Here is a 15,897-nt window from a genome sequence, read left to right as displayed (position 1 = left end):
AGAGTGTCGCCTTGATTCCAGTGCCAATGCCCTCGGTATTGTCCTCGTTGTTGCTGTTGAGCCTGACGTGTCTGGCTCCAGCGGCGTGGGCGCTTGAGGACGTCGAGGTCAAGGTGGGTGCGGCGCATTTCCCGCCCTATACCGTACGCCCGGAGCAGGGCGCCGACACCGGGTTGCTGCCGCAACTGGTCGAGGCGCTCAACCAGTCCCAGAGCCAATACCGTTTCGTCCTGGTGCCCACTTCGATTCCACGACGTTTCCGCGATTTCGAGCAGGGGCGCGTCGACATGGCGATTTTCGAAAATCCCGACTGGGGTTGGCAGACCATTCCCCACGTCAGCGTCGACATGGGCCTGGAGGACGCGGAGATTTTCGTCACTCACCGGGTCAACCAGCGTGACGAAAACTACTTTGCCGACCTCAAGGGCAAGCGCCTGGCGTTGTTCAGCGGCTATCACTATGCCTTTGCCGACTTCAATTCCGACCCGCAGTACCTGATCAACAAATACAATGCCACGCTGACCTATTCGCATGACAGCAACCTGCTGATGGTGCAGCGTGACCGCGCCGACGTTGCCCTGGTCACCCGCTCCTACCTCAGTGACTACCTGGTGCGTAACCCGGCGAGTGCCGGTGAGTTGCTGGCCTCGCGGCGGGTCGACCAGATCTACCATCACTACGCACTGCTCAGCCCCAAGGCGCCCATCAGCGGTGAAGCCTTTGCCCGGTTGCTGCAAAACCTGCGCGACAGTGGCGAGATGGTGAAAATCTTCAAGCCCTACAACATCAGCATCAGTACCCCGAAGGCGCCTTAAATTTATCGCGCTGGATCACGTTCTCTGGGTGAGCCTTTTTTCACTTTCGTGAGCCCCAGACCATGTCGTCCGATACTGCTTCGCGCACGTTGTCCTTGCCCCGCTGGCGTAGCCTCAGCGCTGATGAAACCGATTGCCGGCTGAGCCTGGTGCTGGAGGACCTGCCCCTGGTTCGCCTGCGCCTGGAACGCGGCGATGACCTGAATATCCACTTGGAATACCTGTGCAGCGAGCGCCCGGAGCAGGCGCTGTGGGCCGCCTGTTACTGGTTGTTTGCCCGCGATCCGGGCTGTCAGCGCCTGCATTGGCATTTGGTTGAAGAGCCTGTGGCAGCGCTGGCCAGCGGGTTGCTGGTCAGGGCAGAGCAGGTGGGCCGCTATCGCTGCGAGCGCAGCCTGTTCTGGCAGTTGCCGCAGCCTTGGCTGGGCGACGCCCTTGCAGCGGTGTATCCGCAGCAGATGCAGATAACCGCCGGCAAGCGCCACCCGCTGCGCGCGCCGAAAGCTCGTGGTGAGGTATATCGGCGTTTCGATGCGCGGGTGGGGGCGTGGATCTCCTTGCGCACGCTGGAGATCGATCACGACCTGGAGCGTTTCAACCGCTGGCAGAACAACCCACGGGTGCTGAATTTCTGGCAGGAAGGGGGCAGCCTGGAGCAGCACCGCGACTACCTCAGCAAGCTGGAGGTTGACCCGCATGCCTTGACCCTGATCGGTTGTTTCGACGATGAGCCGTTCGCCTATTTCGAGGCGTACTGGGCAAAAGAGGATCGCATTGCGCCGTTCTACCCGGTCGACGACTACGACCGAGGCGTGCACATGCTGGTGGGGGAGGAGACGCATCGTGGGCCGCACAAGGTGGCCAGCTGGTTATCGGCGCTGGTGCATTACCTGTTCCTCGACGACCCGCGCACGCAGCGGGTGGTGGCCGAGCCTCGGGCCGACAACGCCAAGATGATCGGCTACATGCAGGATCAGTGCTTCTACTGTGAGAAGGAATTCGATTTCCCGCACAAGCGTGCGGCTTTGATGATGCTGGGGCGCGAGCAGTTCTTCGAACGCTGCAAGCTGGTCTAGATGCGCGGTATGCACACATTGCTGTAGCCGCTGCCGTCAGGCTGCGCTGGAGTCCGCAAGGGCTCCCGAAAGCGGCGCCTGCGGTGCAGGCGAGCGCAGCCTGACGGCAGCGGCTACAGCAAATGTTGGGTCGGGTGATCAGCCTGCGCGGGTTTCACCGCGTGCGCTCGACACCTTGCGACAGTGCACCAGGGCATCACGGATCATGAAGTTCACCAGGGTCGGCGACACACCGAGCTCCTTGGCGATGTCCTTCTGCGGTACCCCGTGCAAACGGTACATCTCGAAGGCATAACGGGTGCGCTGCGGCAGTTCGGTCAACGCGTCAGCGATGTGCTCCAGCGTGGCGAAATTGATATGCGTGTTTTCGGGCGAAGCGCCGTGAATGACCACATTCATGCCCTCTTCTTCAGTACCGGAGTACTTCAGTTCCATCGCCTGCTTGCGGTAGTGGTCGATGGCCAGGTTGCGCACGATCTGGAACAGGTAACTCAACTGTGCCTTGAACGATGAAGTGATCTGCGGTGCCGAATTGAGCCGAAAAAACGCATCCTGCACGACATCTTCGGCCCGCGAGCGGCAGCCGGTGATGCGTGCGGCAATCTTGACGAGGATGCTGCGGTTGTCGACGAACGCTTGGAGTAACGGTGAATCGCACTTACTTGTGGATAGTTGTTCCGCCATGGAAATCACCTTGTCTCGAAGAGGGAAGCGAAGCACTCCGTTGATGGGGGAGGCTTCCTGCGACGTGCGACAAACTATTCTTAATGATAATTATTGTCAAATGCGAAAAGTAATGAGTCTGTATATTTTTCGATATAAGTGACAGCCGTGTGAACACCATCAAAAAACCCCTGCCAGCCCCTGCGACCGCCCGCCTAATTATTTGCCCCGGTTATCCGTTCCCCTGTGTAGATCCTCGGTCCATGCGCGGTGCCAGGCGGTGAACATGCCTCGTCAGTGCTGCCCCCCGAGCCCCCGAATTCATGTACAGACTCTGGCAGGAACTCCCCATGACGGACGCCTTCGAACTCCCGGTTACGCTGGTCCAGGCACTGGCGCAACGCGCCGTGCAGACCCCCGAGCGGGTCGCCTTGCGCTTTCTTGCCGAAAACGCGCGCGATGAAGCCGTGCTCAGCTACCGGGACCTCGACTTGCGTGCGCGTACCATTGCCGCGGCGTTGCAGGCCCAGACCTCCTTTGGCGACCGGGCCATCCTGCTGTTCCCCAGTGGCCCGGATTACGTCGCGGCGTTTTTCGGTTGCCTGTACGCCGGGGTCATCGCTGTGCCGGCCTATCCGCCGGAGTCCTCGCGCACCCATCACCAGGAACGCCTGCTGTCGATCATCGACGATGCCGAGCCGCGCCTGCTGCTGACCAACAGCGCCTTGTCGGCAAGCTTGCGCAGCCTTGACGCGCTGGCCAGCGCGAATGCGCCGCAGTTGCTCGCTGTCGACGAGCTTGACCCGGCGCTTGCTGCGCGGTGGTCGCAGCCGGCGCTGCTGGCCGATGACATCGCCTTCCTGCAATACACCTCCGGCTCCACCGCCTTGCCCAAAGGCGTGCAGGTCAGCCATGGCAACCTGGTGGCCAACGAAGTGCTGATTCGTCACGGCTTCGGCATCGACCTCAATCCGGACGACGTGATCGTCAGCTGGCTGCCGCTGTACCACGACATGGGCCTGATCGGCGGCCTGCTGCAACCGATCTTCAGCGGCGTGCCGTGCGTGCTGATGGCACCGGGGTATTTCCTGGCGCGTCCGCAACGCTGGTTGCAGGCGATCAGCGACCATGGCGGCACCATCAGTGGCGGCCCGGACTTCGCCTACCGCCTGTGCAGCGAACGGGTCAGCGACGCGGCATTGGCCAAGCTCGACCTGAGCAAATGGCGCGTGGCGTTCTCCGGCTCCGAGCCGATCCGCCAGGACAGCCTGGAGACCTTCGCCGAACGCTTTGCCGCAGCAGGCTTCGAGGCCGGCAGCTTCTTCGCCAGCTATGGCCTGGCCGAAGCCACCCTGTTCGTCAGCGGCGGCGTGCGCGGCCAAGGCATCCCGCCGCTGTCGCTGGATGCCGGCGCGCTGGCGCAGAACCGCGCCGAGCCGGGTGCAGGCAGCGTGCAGATGAGCTGTGGCCGCAGCCAGCCGTTGCACGCGGTGCAGGTGGTGGATGCGCAAACGCTGGAAGCCTTGGCGGACAACCGCATCGGCGAAATCTGGGCCGCTGGCCCGAGCATCGCCCACGGCTACTGGCGCAACCCTGAGGCCTCGGCGCGTACCTTCGTCGAGCAGGGCGGGCGTACCTGGCTGCGCACCGGTGACCTGGGCTTCCTGCGTGACGGCGAGCTGTTCGTCACCGGGCGCCTGAAAGACATGCTGATCGTGCGCGGGCACAACCTCTACCCGCAGGATCTCGAGAAAACCCTGGAGCGCGAAGTCGATGTGCTGCGCAAGGGCCGTGTCGCGGTGTTCGCCGTCGACAACCTGGGGGAGGAGGGCATTGGCGTCGCGGTGGAAATCAGCCGCAATGTGCAAAAAATCGTCGCGCCTGGGCAATTGATCAAGACCCTGCGTCAGGTGATCGCCGATGCCTGCCAGCAGGCCCCGGCCGTGGTCCTGTTGCTCAACCCCGGGGCCTTGCCGAAGACCTCCAGCGGCAAGTTGCAGCGTTCTGCCTGCCGTCTGCGCATGGACGATGGCAGCCTGGATTGCTACGCGCGCTTCCCGGATACCCAGGCGGCGAGTGCACCGGCGCAGGCCGCGGCGCAAGGCGACCTGCAAGCGCTGATCGCCGGCCTGTGGTGCGAGCAGTTGAACCTGGCGGCAGTGGCCGCAGACGATCACTTCTTCCTGCTCGGCGGCAACTCCATCGCCGCGACCCAGGTCATGGCGCGCCTGCGTGATGTGCTGGGGGTGGAACTCGGCCTGCGGGTGCTGTTCGAGGCGCCGACGCTGGAAGCCTTCGCCGCTGAAGTCGCGCGCCTGCAAAGCGACGGTGGCGTGGCACAAGGCGCGATCAGCCTGCTGTCGCGCGAGCAATCATTGCCGCAATCGCTGGCGCAGAATCGACTTTGGCTGCAATGGCAGTTGGAGCCGCAAAGTGCCGCTTACAACATTCCCGGTGCCTTGCGGTTGCGCGGCGAGTTGGACGAAGCCGCCCTGCGCAGCAGCTTCCAGGCATTGGTGGCGCGGCATGAAGCGCTGCGCACGGTGTTTGCCGAAAGCAACGAGCAGGCGGTTCAGCGCATCCTGCCGGTTCTGCAATTGGACGTACAAACACTGAACCTCGCTGGCGCCACTCAGGCGCAGGTGCAACAACGTCGCGAGGCTGAAGCACGCGAACCGTTCGACCTGGAAAAAGGCCCGCTGCTGCGCGTGAGCCTGGTTCGCCTGGACAGTGAAGAGCATCAACTGTGGGTGACCGTACACCACATCATCGCCGACGGCTGGTCGATGAACATCCTCATCGACGAGTTCTCGCGCTTGTATGCGGCGGCCTGCCAGGGTCAGGTCGCGGCGCTCTCCAACTTGCCTGTGCAGTACGCCGACTACGGTAGCTGGCAGCGCCAGTGGCTGGCCCAGGGTGAGTCGCAGCGCCAGCTTGACTACTGGAAGCAGCAACTGGGTGAGGACACCCCGGTGCTGGACCTGGCCAGTGATTTCCCGCGTTCAACCCAGGTGCGCAAGTCGGCATCGCGCCTGACGCTGCGCCTGGATGCCGCCCTCGGCACGGCCTTGCGCCAGGCAGCTCAAACCCACGAAGCGACGTTGTTCATGGTGTTGCTCGCAGGCTTCCAGACCCTGCTGCACCGCTACAGCGGCCAGTCCGACATCCGCGTCGGCGTGCCCAATGCCAACCGTCCGCGCCTGGAAACCCAGGGGCTGGTCGGCTTCTTTATCAACACCCAGGTCCTGCGCGCGCAGCTGCACAGCCAGATGCCGTTTGGCGAATTGCTGGCGCAGGTGCGTCGGGCCACCCTCGATGCCCAGGCGCATCAGGACCTGCCGTTCGAGCAACTGGTCGAAGCCTACCCGGCGGCTCGCGAGCAGGGCCTGTTCCAGGTCATGTTCAACCATCAGCAACGCGACCTCAGCGCCTTGCGTCGCTTGCCTGGCCTGCTTGCCGACGAACTGGCGTGGCACAGCCGCGAAGCCAAGTTCGACTTGCAGCTGCACAGCGAGGAAGACCATCAGGGGCGTATCAGCCTGTCGTTCGACTATGCCGATGAACTGTTCGAGGCGCAGACCATCGAGCGCCTGGCCGGGCAACTGGTCGAGCTGTTGCAACAGGTCAGCACCTCGGCGCAGGTCGCGCTGGGTGACGTGCAACTGCTGGACGAGAAATCCCGCGCACTGCTGCAAGGCTGGAGCCAATCGCCCAATGCGCCGGCCAGCCACTGGGTGGTCGAGCAGCTCAACGAGCAGGCACGCCTGCACCCGCAGCGCACGGCGCTGATCTGGGAGGGCGGCAGCTATGACTACGCCACCCTGCACAGCCAGGCCAACCGCCTGGCCCATTACCTGCGCGACAAGGGCGTCGGCCCGGATGTGTGCGTGGCGATTGCCGCCGAGCGTTCGCCGCAACTGCTGGTCGGTTTGCTGGCGATTCTAAAGGCCGGTGGCGCGTACGTGCCGCTGGACGTCGACTACCCGGCCGAGCGCCTGGCCTACATGCTCGCCGACTGTGGCGCGAGCCTGCTGCTGAGCCACACCGATGTGCTGGAGCGCTTGCCGCAGGTGGACGGTGTCAGCGTGATCGCCATGGACAGCCTCAAGCTCGACACCTGGCCTTGCCAGGCGCCGGGCCTGCATCTGCATGGCGACAACCTGGCCTACGTGATCTACACCTCCGGCTCCACCGGCCAGCCGAAGGGCGTGGGCAACACCCATGCGGCGCTGGCCGAGCGCCTGCAATGGATGCAGGCCACTTATGCGCTGGACGACAGCGATGTGCTGCTGCAAAAGGCGCCCATCAGCTTCGACGTATCGGTCTGGGAGTGCTTCTGGACCCTCACCCAGGGCTGCCCCCTGGTGCTGGCTGGGCCAGGCGAACACCGAGACCCGCAACGGATCGCCCAGTTGGTCCAGCAACACGGCGTGACCACGCTGCACTTCGTCCCGGCGCTGTTGCAGGTGTTCGTCCAGGAGCCGCTGGCGGCCCGGTGCAGCAGCCTGCGCCGGGTGTTCTCCGGTGGCGAGGCCTTGCCTGCCGCGTTGCGTGACCGGCTGCTGCAACTGCTGCCGCAGGCGGCGCTGCACAACCGTTACGGTCCGACCGAAACCGCCATCAACGTCACCCATTGGCAATGCCGCGCCGAAGACGGCCCGCGTTCGCCGATTGGCCGGCCGCTGGGCAACGTGCGCTGCGTCGTGCTGGATGGCGAGCTGGCGCAGACGCCCATCGGTGTTCCCGGTGAGCTGTGCCTGGGTGGCGCAGGGTTGGCCCGTGGTTACCTGGGGCGCCCGGGGCTGACGGCAGAGCGCTTCATTCCCGCTGATGGCGGCGAGCGTCTGTACCGCAGTGGTGACCGGGCGCGCTGGCTGGGTGATTTGCAGGCGCTGGAATATCTCGGCCGACTCGACCACCAGGTGAAGCTGCGCGGCTTCCGCGTCGAGCCGGAAGAAGTGCAGGCCAGCCTGCTGGCACAACCTGGTGTTGAGCAGGCGCTGGTACTGGTACGCGACACCGTCGCCGGCCCGCAGCTGGTCGGTTACTACACCAGTGCAGAAGACCAGAGCGAACAACTGCTGGTCGCCTTGAGCGAGCAATTACCGGCTTATATGGTGCCGTCGCAACTGGTGCATCTGCAGCAGATGCCACTGGGCCCGAGCGGCAAGGTCGACCGCAAGGCGCTGCCCGAGCCGGTCTGGCAAACCCGTGTGCACATCGAGCCGAGCACGCCCCTGCAACAGCAGATCGCCGCGATCTGGCGGGATGTGCTGGGGCTGGCGCGGGTCGGCCTGCAGGACGACTTCTTTGCCTTGGGCGGCCACTCGTTGCTGGCGACCCAGATCATCTCCCGTACCCGTCAGGCCTGCGATGTCGAGCTGCCGTTGCGGGTGCTGTTCGAAGCCAGCGAGTTGGGCGCCTTCGTGGCGCAGGTCGAACGCATCCAGCTGTCCGGCCAGCACAACCTGCAAGGCGAAATTACCCGTATCGACCGCAGCCAGTCGGTGCCGCTGTCCTACTCGCAGCAGCGCATGTGGTTCCTCTGGCAGATGGAGCCGGACAGCCCGGCCTACAACGTCGGCGGCATGGCGCGCCTGAGCGGCATGCTTGATGTCGGGCGTTTCGAGCAGGCCCTGCAAGCCCTGATCGTGCGCCACGAAACCCTGCGCACGACCTTCCCGAGCATCGACGGCGTGGCCTGCCAGAAGGTTGCGCCAGACAGCACCCTGGCGATGAACTGGCTGGACTTCTCCGCCGACAGCTCTGAGCAACGCCAACAACGCTTGCAGGCCCTGGCCGATGAGCAGGCGCACCAGCCATTCGATCTGGAGCGTGGCCCGTTGCTGCGCGCCTGCCTGGTCAAGGCGGCGGAGCGTGAGCACTACTTCGTCCTGACCCTGCACCATATCGTCACCGAAGGCTGGGCCATGGACATCTTTGCCCGCGAGTTGGGCGAGTTGTACGAGGCCTTCCTCGACGAGCGCGAATCGCCGCTCGAACCGCTGCCGGTGCAGTACCTCGATTACTCGGTATGGCAGCGCCAGTGGATGGAGGCCGGCGAGCGCCAGCGTCAGCTGGACTACTGGACCGCCAAGCTGGGCGACGAACACCCGGTACTTGAGCTGCCTAGCGACCGCCCGCGCCCATCGGTGCAAAGCCACCGTGGCGAACTGTTCCGTTTTGACCTGAGTGATGAACTGGCCGCCCGCGTGCAGGCTTTCAATGCGGCCCACGGTTTGACCCTGTTCATGACCATGACCGCGACCCTGGCCGCATTGCTCTTCCGCTACAGCGGGCAGAACGACCTGCGCATCGGCGCGCCGGTGGCCAACCGCATCCGCCCGGAGAGCGAAGGGCTGATCGGTGCCTTCCTCAACACCCAGGTACTGCGCTGCCAGTTGGATGGGCAGATGCGCGTCAGCGAACTGATCGAGCAGGTGCGCCAGACCGTGATTGACGGCCAGTCGCATCAGGACCTGCCGTTCGATCACCTGGTCGAAGCCCTGCAACCTCCGCGCAGCGCCGCCTACAATCCGCTGTTCCAGGTGATGTGCAACGTACAGCGTTGGGAGTTCCAGCAGAGCCGCCAGTTGGCCGGCATGACGGTTGAATACCTGGTCAACGATGCCCGTGCGACCAAGTTCGACCTGAACCTGGAAGTCACCGACCTTGACCGTCGCCTGGGCTGCTGCTTGACCTACAGCCGCGACCTGTTCGACGAGCCGCGTATCGCGCGCATGGCCGCCCATTGGCAAAGCCTGCTCGAAGCCCTGGTTGCCGACCCGCAGCAGCGCGTGTGCGAACTGCCGTTGCTCGATGCCCACGAGCAGCAGGCGCTGTTCGCCAACCTTGGTGGCCAGCCCGATGCGCCGGGGCTGGATCGCTGCATCCACGAACTGTTCAGCGAACAAGCGCAACGTACGCCTGAAGCCTTGGCACTGACCTTCGCCGGGGAGCACCTGAGCTATGCCGAGCTGGACGCCCAGGCGAACCAGTTGGCGCGGGTACTGCGTGAACGCGGGGTTGGCCCGCAGGTGCGCGTGGGGCTGGCGCTGGAGCGCTCGCAAGCCCTGGTGATCGGCCTGCTGGCCATCCTCAAGGCTGGCGGCGCCTATGTGCCGCTGGACCCGGAGTACCCGCTGGAACGTCTGCAATACATGATCGAAGACAGCGGCATCGGCCTGCTGCTCGGCCAGCGTGCGCTGTTCGATGCACTTGGCGAGTTGCCCGCAGGCGTGGCCCGCTGGTGCCTGGAAGACGACCGTGCAGCCTTGGCTGAAGTCAGTGCCCAGGCCCTGCCATCGCTGAACTTGCCGGCGCACCAGGCCTACCTCATCTACACCTCCGGTTCCACCGGCAATCCCAAAGGCGTGGTGGTCAGCCATGGCGAGATCGCCATGCATTGCCAGGCAGTGATCGAAGCCTTCGCCATGCGCAGCGACGACTGCGAGCTGCACTTCTATTCGATCAACTTCGATGCCGCCACCGAGCGCCTGCTGGTGCCGCTGCTCAGCGGTGCCCGCGTGGTGTTGCGTGCCCAGGGCCAGTGGGGCGCCGAGGAAATCTGCGGGCTGATCCGCGAGCAGAACGTCAGCGTGCTCGGCTTCACCCCAAGCTATGGCAGCCAGTTGGCGCAATGGCTGGCGAGCCGTCAGGAAAGCCTGCCGGTACGCCTGTGCATCACCGGCGGGGAAGCGCTGACCGGTGAACACCTGCAACGCATCCGCGAGGCCTTCCAGCCTGCGCAGTTCTTCAATGCCTACGGCCCGACCGAAACCGTGGTGATGCCATTGGCCTGCCTGGCACCAGCGAAGCTCGAAGAGGGCGCCGCCAGTGTGCCGATCGGGCGGGTGATTGGCGCGCGGGTCGCCTACGTGCTCGACGCCGACCTGGCCTTGCTGCCGCAAGGGGCGATTGGCGAATTGTTCGTCGGCGGCGCCGGGCTTGCTCAGGGCTATCACCAGCGTCCGGGGTTGAGCGCCGAGCGCTTTGTGGCCGACCCGTTCAGTGACCAGGGCGGTCGCCTGTATCGCACCGGTGACCTGGTCCGCCAGCGCGCCGATGGCTTGATCGAGTACATGGGCCGGATCGACCATCAGGTGAAGATTCGCGGCTTCCGTATCGAGCTGGGTGAAATCGAAAGTCGCCTGCTGGAGCATCCTGCCGTTCACGAAGCGGTGGTGTTGGCGCTGGACATGGCGGGCGGCAAGCAGTTGGCCGCATACCTGGTGTGCGACGCGCCAAGCGCTTCGGTCGAGGCGCAAGCAGCCCTGCGTGACAGCCTCAAGGCCCAGCTGCGAGTGAACCTGCCGGACTACATGGTCCCGGCGCACCTGGTGCTGCTGGCGCAGATGCCCCTGACCGGCAACGGCAAGCTGGACCGCCGTGCCTTGCCGCTGCCGGACCTCGAGCAGGGCCGCCAGCACTACGAAGCTCCGCGCAGCGAGCTGGAGCAGCAATTGGCGGGGATCTGGCGCGACGTGCTCAACGTCGAGCGGGTCGGCCTGCAGGACAACTTCTTCGAGCTGGGCGGCGATTCGATCCTGTCGATCCAGGTGGTCAGCCGTGCCCGCCAACTGGGCCTGCACTTCACCGCCAAGGACCTGTTCCAGCAGCAGACCGTGCAAACCCTGGCCACTGTCGTCAGCCGCAGCGAGCAGACCACGGTTGACCAGGGGCCCTTGAGTGGCGCGGCGGCACTGACGCCGATCCAGCATTGGTTCTTCGACAGCGACATCCCGCAGCGCCAGCACTGGAACCAGGCGGTGCTGTTGCAGCCGCAGGAGCGGCTGCTCGGCAAGACCCTGGAGCAGGCCTTGCAGGCGTTGGTGCAACACCACGACAGCCTGCGCCTGCGCTATAGCGAACACGCCGCACAGTGGCAGGCGGCCTATGCCCCTGCGGACGAGCGCGAGTTGCTGTGGCAGGTCACGGTGGGCGACCTGGACGATTGCCAGGCGCTGTACAGCGATGTGCAACGCAGCCTCGACGTGAACAACGGGCCGCTGCTGCGCGCCTTGCTGGTCGATGATGCGCAGGGCAGCCAGCGCCTGTTGCTGGCGGTGCATCACCTGGTGGTCGATGGTGTGTCGTGGCGTGTGCTGCTGGAGGATGTGCAGGCCCTGTACCGCGGTCAGGCCCTGGCGGCCAAGACCAGCGCCATGGGTGATTGGGCAGCGCGCTTGCAGGCCTATGCCGGCAGCGATTCGCTGCGTGACGAGCAGCCGTGGTGGCAGGGGCAGCTCAGCGCGACCAGCCGCGAGCTGCCGTGCGACCATCCGCAAGGCGCCAACCTGCACCGTCAGGCGCAGACCGTCAGCGTGCAGTTGAGCCAGGCGCAAACCCGTCGCCTGCTGCAAGATGCACCGGCGGCCTACCGCACCCAGGTCAACGACCTGCTGCTGACCGCGCTGGCCCGCGTGCTATGCCGCTGGAGCGGTGATAGCTCGGTGCTGGTGCAGCTTGAAGGGCACGGCCGGGAAACCCTGTTCGACGACATCGACCTGACCCGCAGCCTGGGCTGGTTCACCAGTGCCTATCCATTGCGTCTGGCTCCGGTGAACATCGAGGAAGCAGCCGGCCAGGCCGCATCGATCAAGAGCATCAAGGAACAACTGCGCGCGGTGCCGCACAAAGGCCTGGGTTATGGCGTGCTGCGCTACCTGGCCGATGAGCAGACCCGTGGAGACATGGCGGCGTTGCCGCAAGCGCGGATCACCTTCAACTACCTGGGGCAGTTCGACCAGCAGTTCAGCAGTGAAGCGTTGTATCAGCCGGTGGATGCGCCATATGGCCTGACCCACGACCTCGATGCGCCACTGCCGAACTGGCTGAGCGTGGATGGCCAGGTGTATGGCGGCCAACTGCAACTGCGCTGGACCTTCAGCGCCGAGCGCTACGCCAGCGACACCATCGACGAACTGTCGCGTGCCTATATCGGCGAGCTGAACAGCCTGATCGAGCATTGCCTGAGCGCCGGCAACGGCAGCTTCACCCCGTCGGACTTCCCGCTGGCGCACCTGAGCCAGGAGCAGATCGACGCCTTGCCGGTGCCAGCCGAGCAGATCGAAGACGTCTACCCGCTGACGCCGATGCAGGAAGGCCTGCTGCTGCATACCCTGCTGGAGCCGGGTACCGGCATCTACTACATGCAGGACCGCTACCGCATCAACAGCGACATCGACCCGCAGCGTTTCGCCCAGGCATGGCAGGCCGTGGTGGCGCGGCATGAGGCGCTGCGTGCCTCGTTCTGCTGGAATGCTGGCGAAGCCATGTTGCAGATCATCCACAAGCCGGGCAGCACCACGGTCGACTTCCTCGACTGGAGCGCAGACCCGGAAGACCAGCAGGAGGCCCGCCTGCAAGCGCTGCACAAGCAGGAGCGTGAAGCCGGCTTCGATCTGCTGCAGCAGGCGCCGTTCCACCTGCGCCTGATCCGCGTGGGCGAGGCGCGCTACTGGTTCATGATGAGCAACCACCACATCCTGATCGATGCCTGGTGCCGTGGCTTGCTGATGAACGACTTCTTCGAGATCTACCTGGCCCTGGGCGAGGGGCGCGAGGCGCAGTTGGCGGTGCCGCCGCGCTATCGCGACTACATTGGCTGGCTGCAACACCAGAACCTCGATGAGGCACGCCTCTGGTGGCAGCAGAACCTTGAAGGCTTCGAGCACACTACGGCCATCCCGAGTGATCGCCCGCTGATGCGCGAGCATGCCGGTGATCATGGCGGCATGCTGGTGGGCGACTGCTATACCCGCCTCGACAGTCAGGACGGTGCCCGCCTGCGAGAGCTGGCCCAGGCCCATCAACTGACCGTCAACACCTTTGCCCAGGCGGCCTGGGCGCTGGTGCTCAGCCGCTACAGCGGCGAGCGGGACGTGGTCTTTGGGGTCACGGTGGCCGGGCGGCCGGTGAGCTTGCCGCAGATGCAACGTACGGTCGGGCTGTTCATCAACAGCATCGCGCTGCGGGTCAAGCTGCCGGCAGCCGGCGAGCGCTGCTCGGTGCGCCAGTGGCTGCAAGGCCTGCTGGAGCGCAACATGGATGTGCGCGAGTACGAATACCTGCCGCTGGTGAGCATCCAGGAATGCAGCGAGCTGCCCAAAGGCCAGCCGCTGTTCGACAGCCTGTTCGTGTTCGAGAACGCGCCGGTGGAAGTCGGTGTGCTCGATCACGCGCAAAGCCTGAATGCCAGCTCCGATTCCGGTCGCACCCACACCAACTTCCCGCTGACGGCGGTGTGCTATCCGGGCGATGACCTGGGCCTGCACCTGTCGTTCGACCAGCGTTACTTCGACACCGCGACGGTCGAGCGCCTGTTGGCCGAGTTCAAGCGCCTGCTGCTGGCGCTGGCCGAGGGCTTCCATGGTGAGGTGGCCGAGTTGCCGCTGCTGGGCGAGCAGGAGCGCCGCTTCCTGATCGAAGACTGCAACCGCAGCGAACACGCCTATACCCTGGAACAGAGCTATGCCGAGCTGTTCGAGGCGCGGGTTGCCGCGCACCCGTTGCGCACGGTGGCGCGTTGCCTGGAGCAGCATTGGAGCTACACCGAGCTGAACAGCAAGGCCAACCGCCTGGGCCATGCACTGGTGGCGGCGGGGGTGGTTATCGACCAGCCGGTGGCCTTGCTGGCCGAGCGTGACCTGTCGTTGCTGGGCATGATCGTCGGCAGCTTCAAGGCCGGGGCGGGGTATCTGCCGCTTGATCCGGGCCTGCCGGCGTCGCGTCTGCAACGCATCGTCGAGCTCAGCCGCACGCCGGTGCTGGTGTGCACCCAGGTGTGCGCCGAGCAGGCCGCGAGCCTGCTGGAGTCGGTCGAAGCTGCACGTCGACCGACGCTGCTGGTGTGGGAAGAGGTACTGGCCGGTGCATTTGCAGACAGCAATCCAGGCATTTACAACGGGCCGGACAACCTTGCCTACGTGATCTACACCTCCGGTTCCACCGGCTTGCCCAAGGGCGTGATGGTCGAGCAGCGCGGCATGCTCAACAACCAGCTGAGCAAGGTGCCTTACCTTGAGCTGGACGAACAGGACGTGATTGCCCAGACCGCTTCGCAGAGTTTCGATATTTCGGTCTGGCAGTTCCTTGCCGCGCCGTTGTTTGGCGCGCAGGTGGCGATTGTGCCGAACGCCCTGGCGCATGATCCGCAAGGGTTGCTGGAGCACGTGCAGGCGACGGGCATCACCGTGCTGGAGAGCGTGCCGTCGTTGATCCAGGGCATGCTGGCCAACGAGCGTCAGCACCTGACTGGCCTGCGCTGGATGCTGCCGACCGGCGAGGCGATGCCGCCTGAGCTGGCCTGGCAGTGGCTGGAACGTTACCCGCAGATCGGTTTGGTCAACGCCTACGGGCCAGCCGAGTGTTCGGATGATGTGGCGTTCTTCCGTGTGGATGCGGCGTCGACCCAGGGCAGCTATCTGCCGATTGGTACGCCGACCGACAACAACCGCCTGTACCTGTTTGGCGAGGACCAGGAGCTGGTGCCGCTGGGCGCTGTGGGTGAGTTGTGCGTTGCCGGTACCGGGGTTGGCCGGGGGTATGTGGGGGACCCGCTGCGGACGGCGCAGGCGTTTATTCCACATCCGTTCGGCGCGCCGGGTGAGCGCTTGTACCGCACGGGTGACCTGGCGCGTCGGCGTCCGGATGGGGTGCTGGAGTATGTCGGGCGAATCGACCATCAGGTGAAGATCCGTGGTTACCGGATCGAGCTGGGCGAGATCGAGGCGCGGCTGCATGAGCAGGCCGAGGTGCGTGATGCCGCCGTTGGCGTGCAGGAGGGGGTGAACGGCAAGCACTTGGTGGGCTACCTGGTGGCGGCGGATGCCCAGGCGGACACCGGGGTGTTGCTGGACCTGGTCAAGCAGCGCTTGCGAGCGGAGTTGCCGGAGTACATGGTGCCGTTGCACTGGGCCTGGTTGCAGGCATTGCCACACAACGCCAACGGCAAGATGGACCGCAAGGCGCTGCCGGCCATCGAGATCGGCCAGTTGCAGAGCCAGGCGTACCTGGCGCCGCGTAGTGAGCTGGAGGAGACCCTGGCGGGGATCTGGGCGGATGTGCTCAAGGCTGAGCGGGTGGGGGTGCGGGACAACTTCTTCGAGTTGGGTGGGCATTCGTTGCTGGCCACGCAGATTGCCTCGCGGGTGCAGAAGGTGTTGCAGTTGAATGTGCCGTTGCGGGCGATGTTCGAGTGCAGCACGGTCGAGGAGCTGGCGCTGTATGTGGAGGGGCTCAAGGCCAGTGAATTGAGTGAGGAGAAGGTGGATCGGCTGAGTGACCTGATGGCGGAGTTGGAGGCGTTGTAGGGGGTCACGCTATACGGGGGTGTCAGAAAT

At 64.8% G+C, this 15,897-nt stretch carries 4 protein-coding genes; 3 read left to right on the top strand and 1 reads right to left on the bottom strand.

The window, feature by feature from the left end; genetic code table 11:
- Positions 1–11 precede the first annotated feature (11 nt).
- The gene (locus M5G11_RS07395; RefSeq protein WP_420793815.1) at positions 12–815 is read left to right on the top strand and encodes a substrate-binding periplasmic protein; all 804 of its coding nucleotides are present in this window, start codon (positions 12–14) and stop codon (positions 813–815) included.
- A gap of 62 nt (positions 816–877) precedes the next feature.
- Positions 878–1,891: a GNAT family N-acetyltransferase gene (locus M5G11_RS07390; protein WP_273911157.1), complete on the top strand. Its 1,014-nt coding sequence runs from the start codon at positions 878–880 to the stop codon at positions 1,889–1,891.
- 138 nt (positions 1,892–2,029) lie between these two features.
- On the opposite strand, the gene M5G11_RS07385 is transcribed toward M5G11_RS07390, so the two are convergent.
- Positions 2,030–2,575: an RNA polymerase factor sigma-70 gene (locus M5G11_RS07385; protein ID WP_273911158.1), complete on the bottom strand. Its 546-nt coding sequence runs from the start codon at positions 2,573–2,575 to the stop codon at positions 2,030–2,032.
- Between the two features lie 329 nt (positions 2,576–2,904).
- On the opposite strand from M5G11_RS07385, the gene M5G11_RS07380 reads away from it, so the two are divergent.
- On the top strand, positions 2,905–15,867 hold the full coding sequence (locus tag M5G11_RS07380) for a non-ribosomal peptide synthetase (RefSeq protein ID WP_273911159.1): 12,963 nt from the start codon (positions 2,905–2,907) through the stop codon (positions 15,865–15,867).
- Positions 15,868–15,897 lie beyond the last annotated feature (30 nt).

It is taken from the genome of Pseudomonas fontis (assembly GCF_028656955.1).
In the GTDB taxonomy this organism is placed as follows: domain Bacteria; phylum Pseudomonadota; class Gammaproteobacteria; order Pseudomonadales; family Pseudomonadaceae; genus Aquipseudomonas; species Aquipseudomonas fontis.
The sequence above is the reverse complement of the archived record's forward strand: the minus strand, read 5'-3'. Positions and strand labels throughout refer to the sequence as shown.

Coding starts and splice junctions, on each gene's coding strand:
- M5G11_RS07390 (WP_273911157.1), top strand. CDS start 878: ATGTCGTCCGATACTGCTTCGCGCACGTTGTCCTTGCCCCGCTGGCGT.
- M5G11_RS07380 (WP_273911159.1), top strand. CDS start 2,905: ATGACGGACGCCTTCGAACTCCCGGTTACGCTGGTCCAGGCACTGGCG.
- M5G11_RS07385 (WP_273911158.1), bottom strand. CDS start 2,575: ATGGCGGAACAACTATCCACAAGTAAGTGCGATTCACCGTTACTCCAA.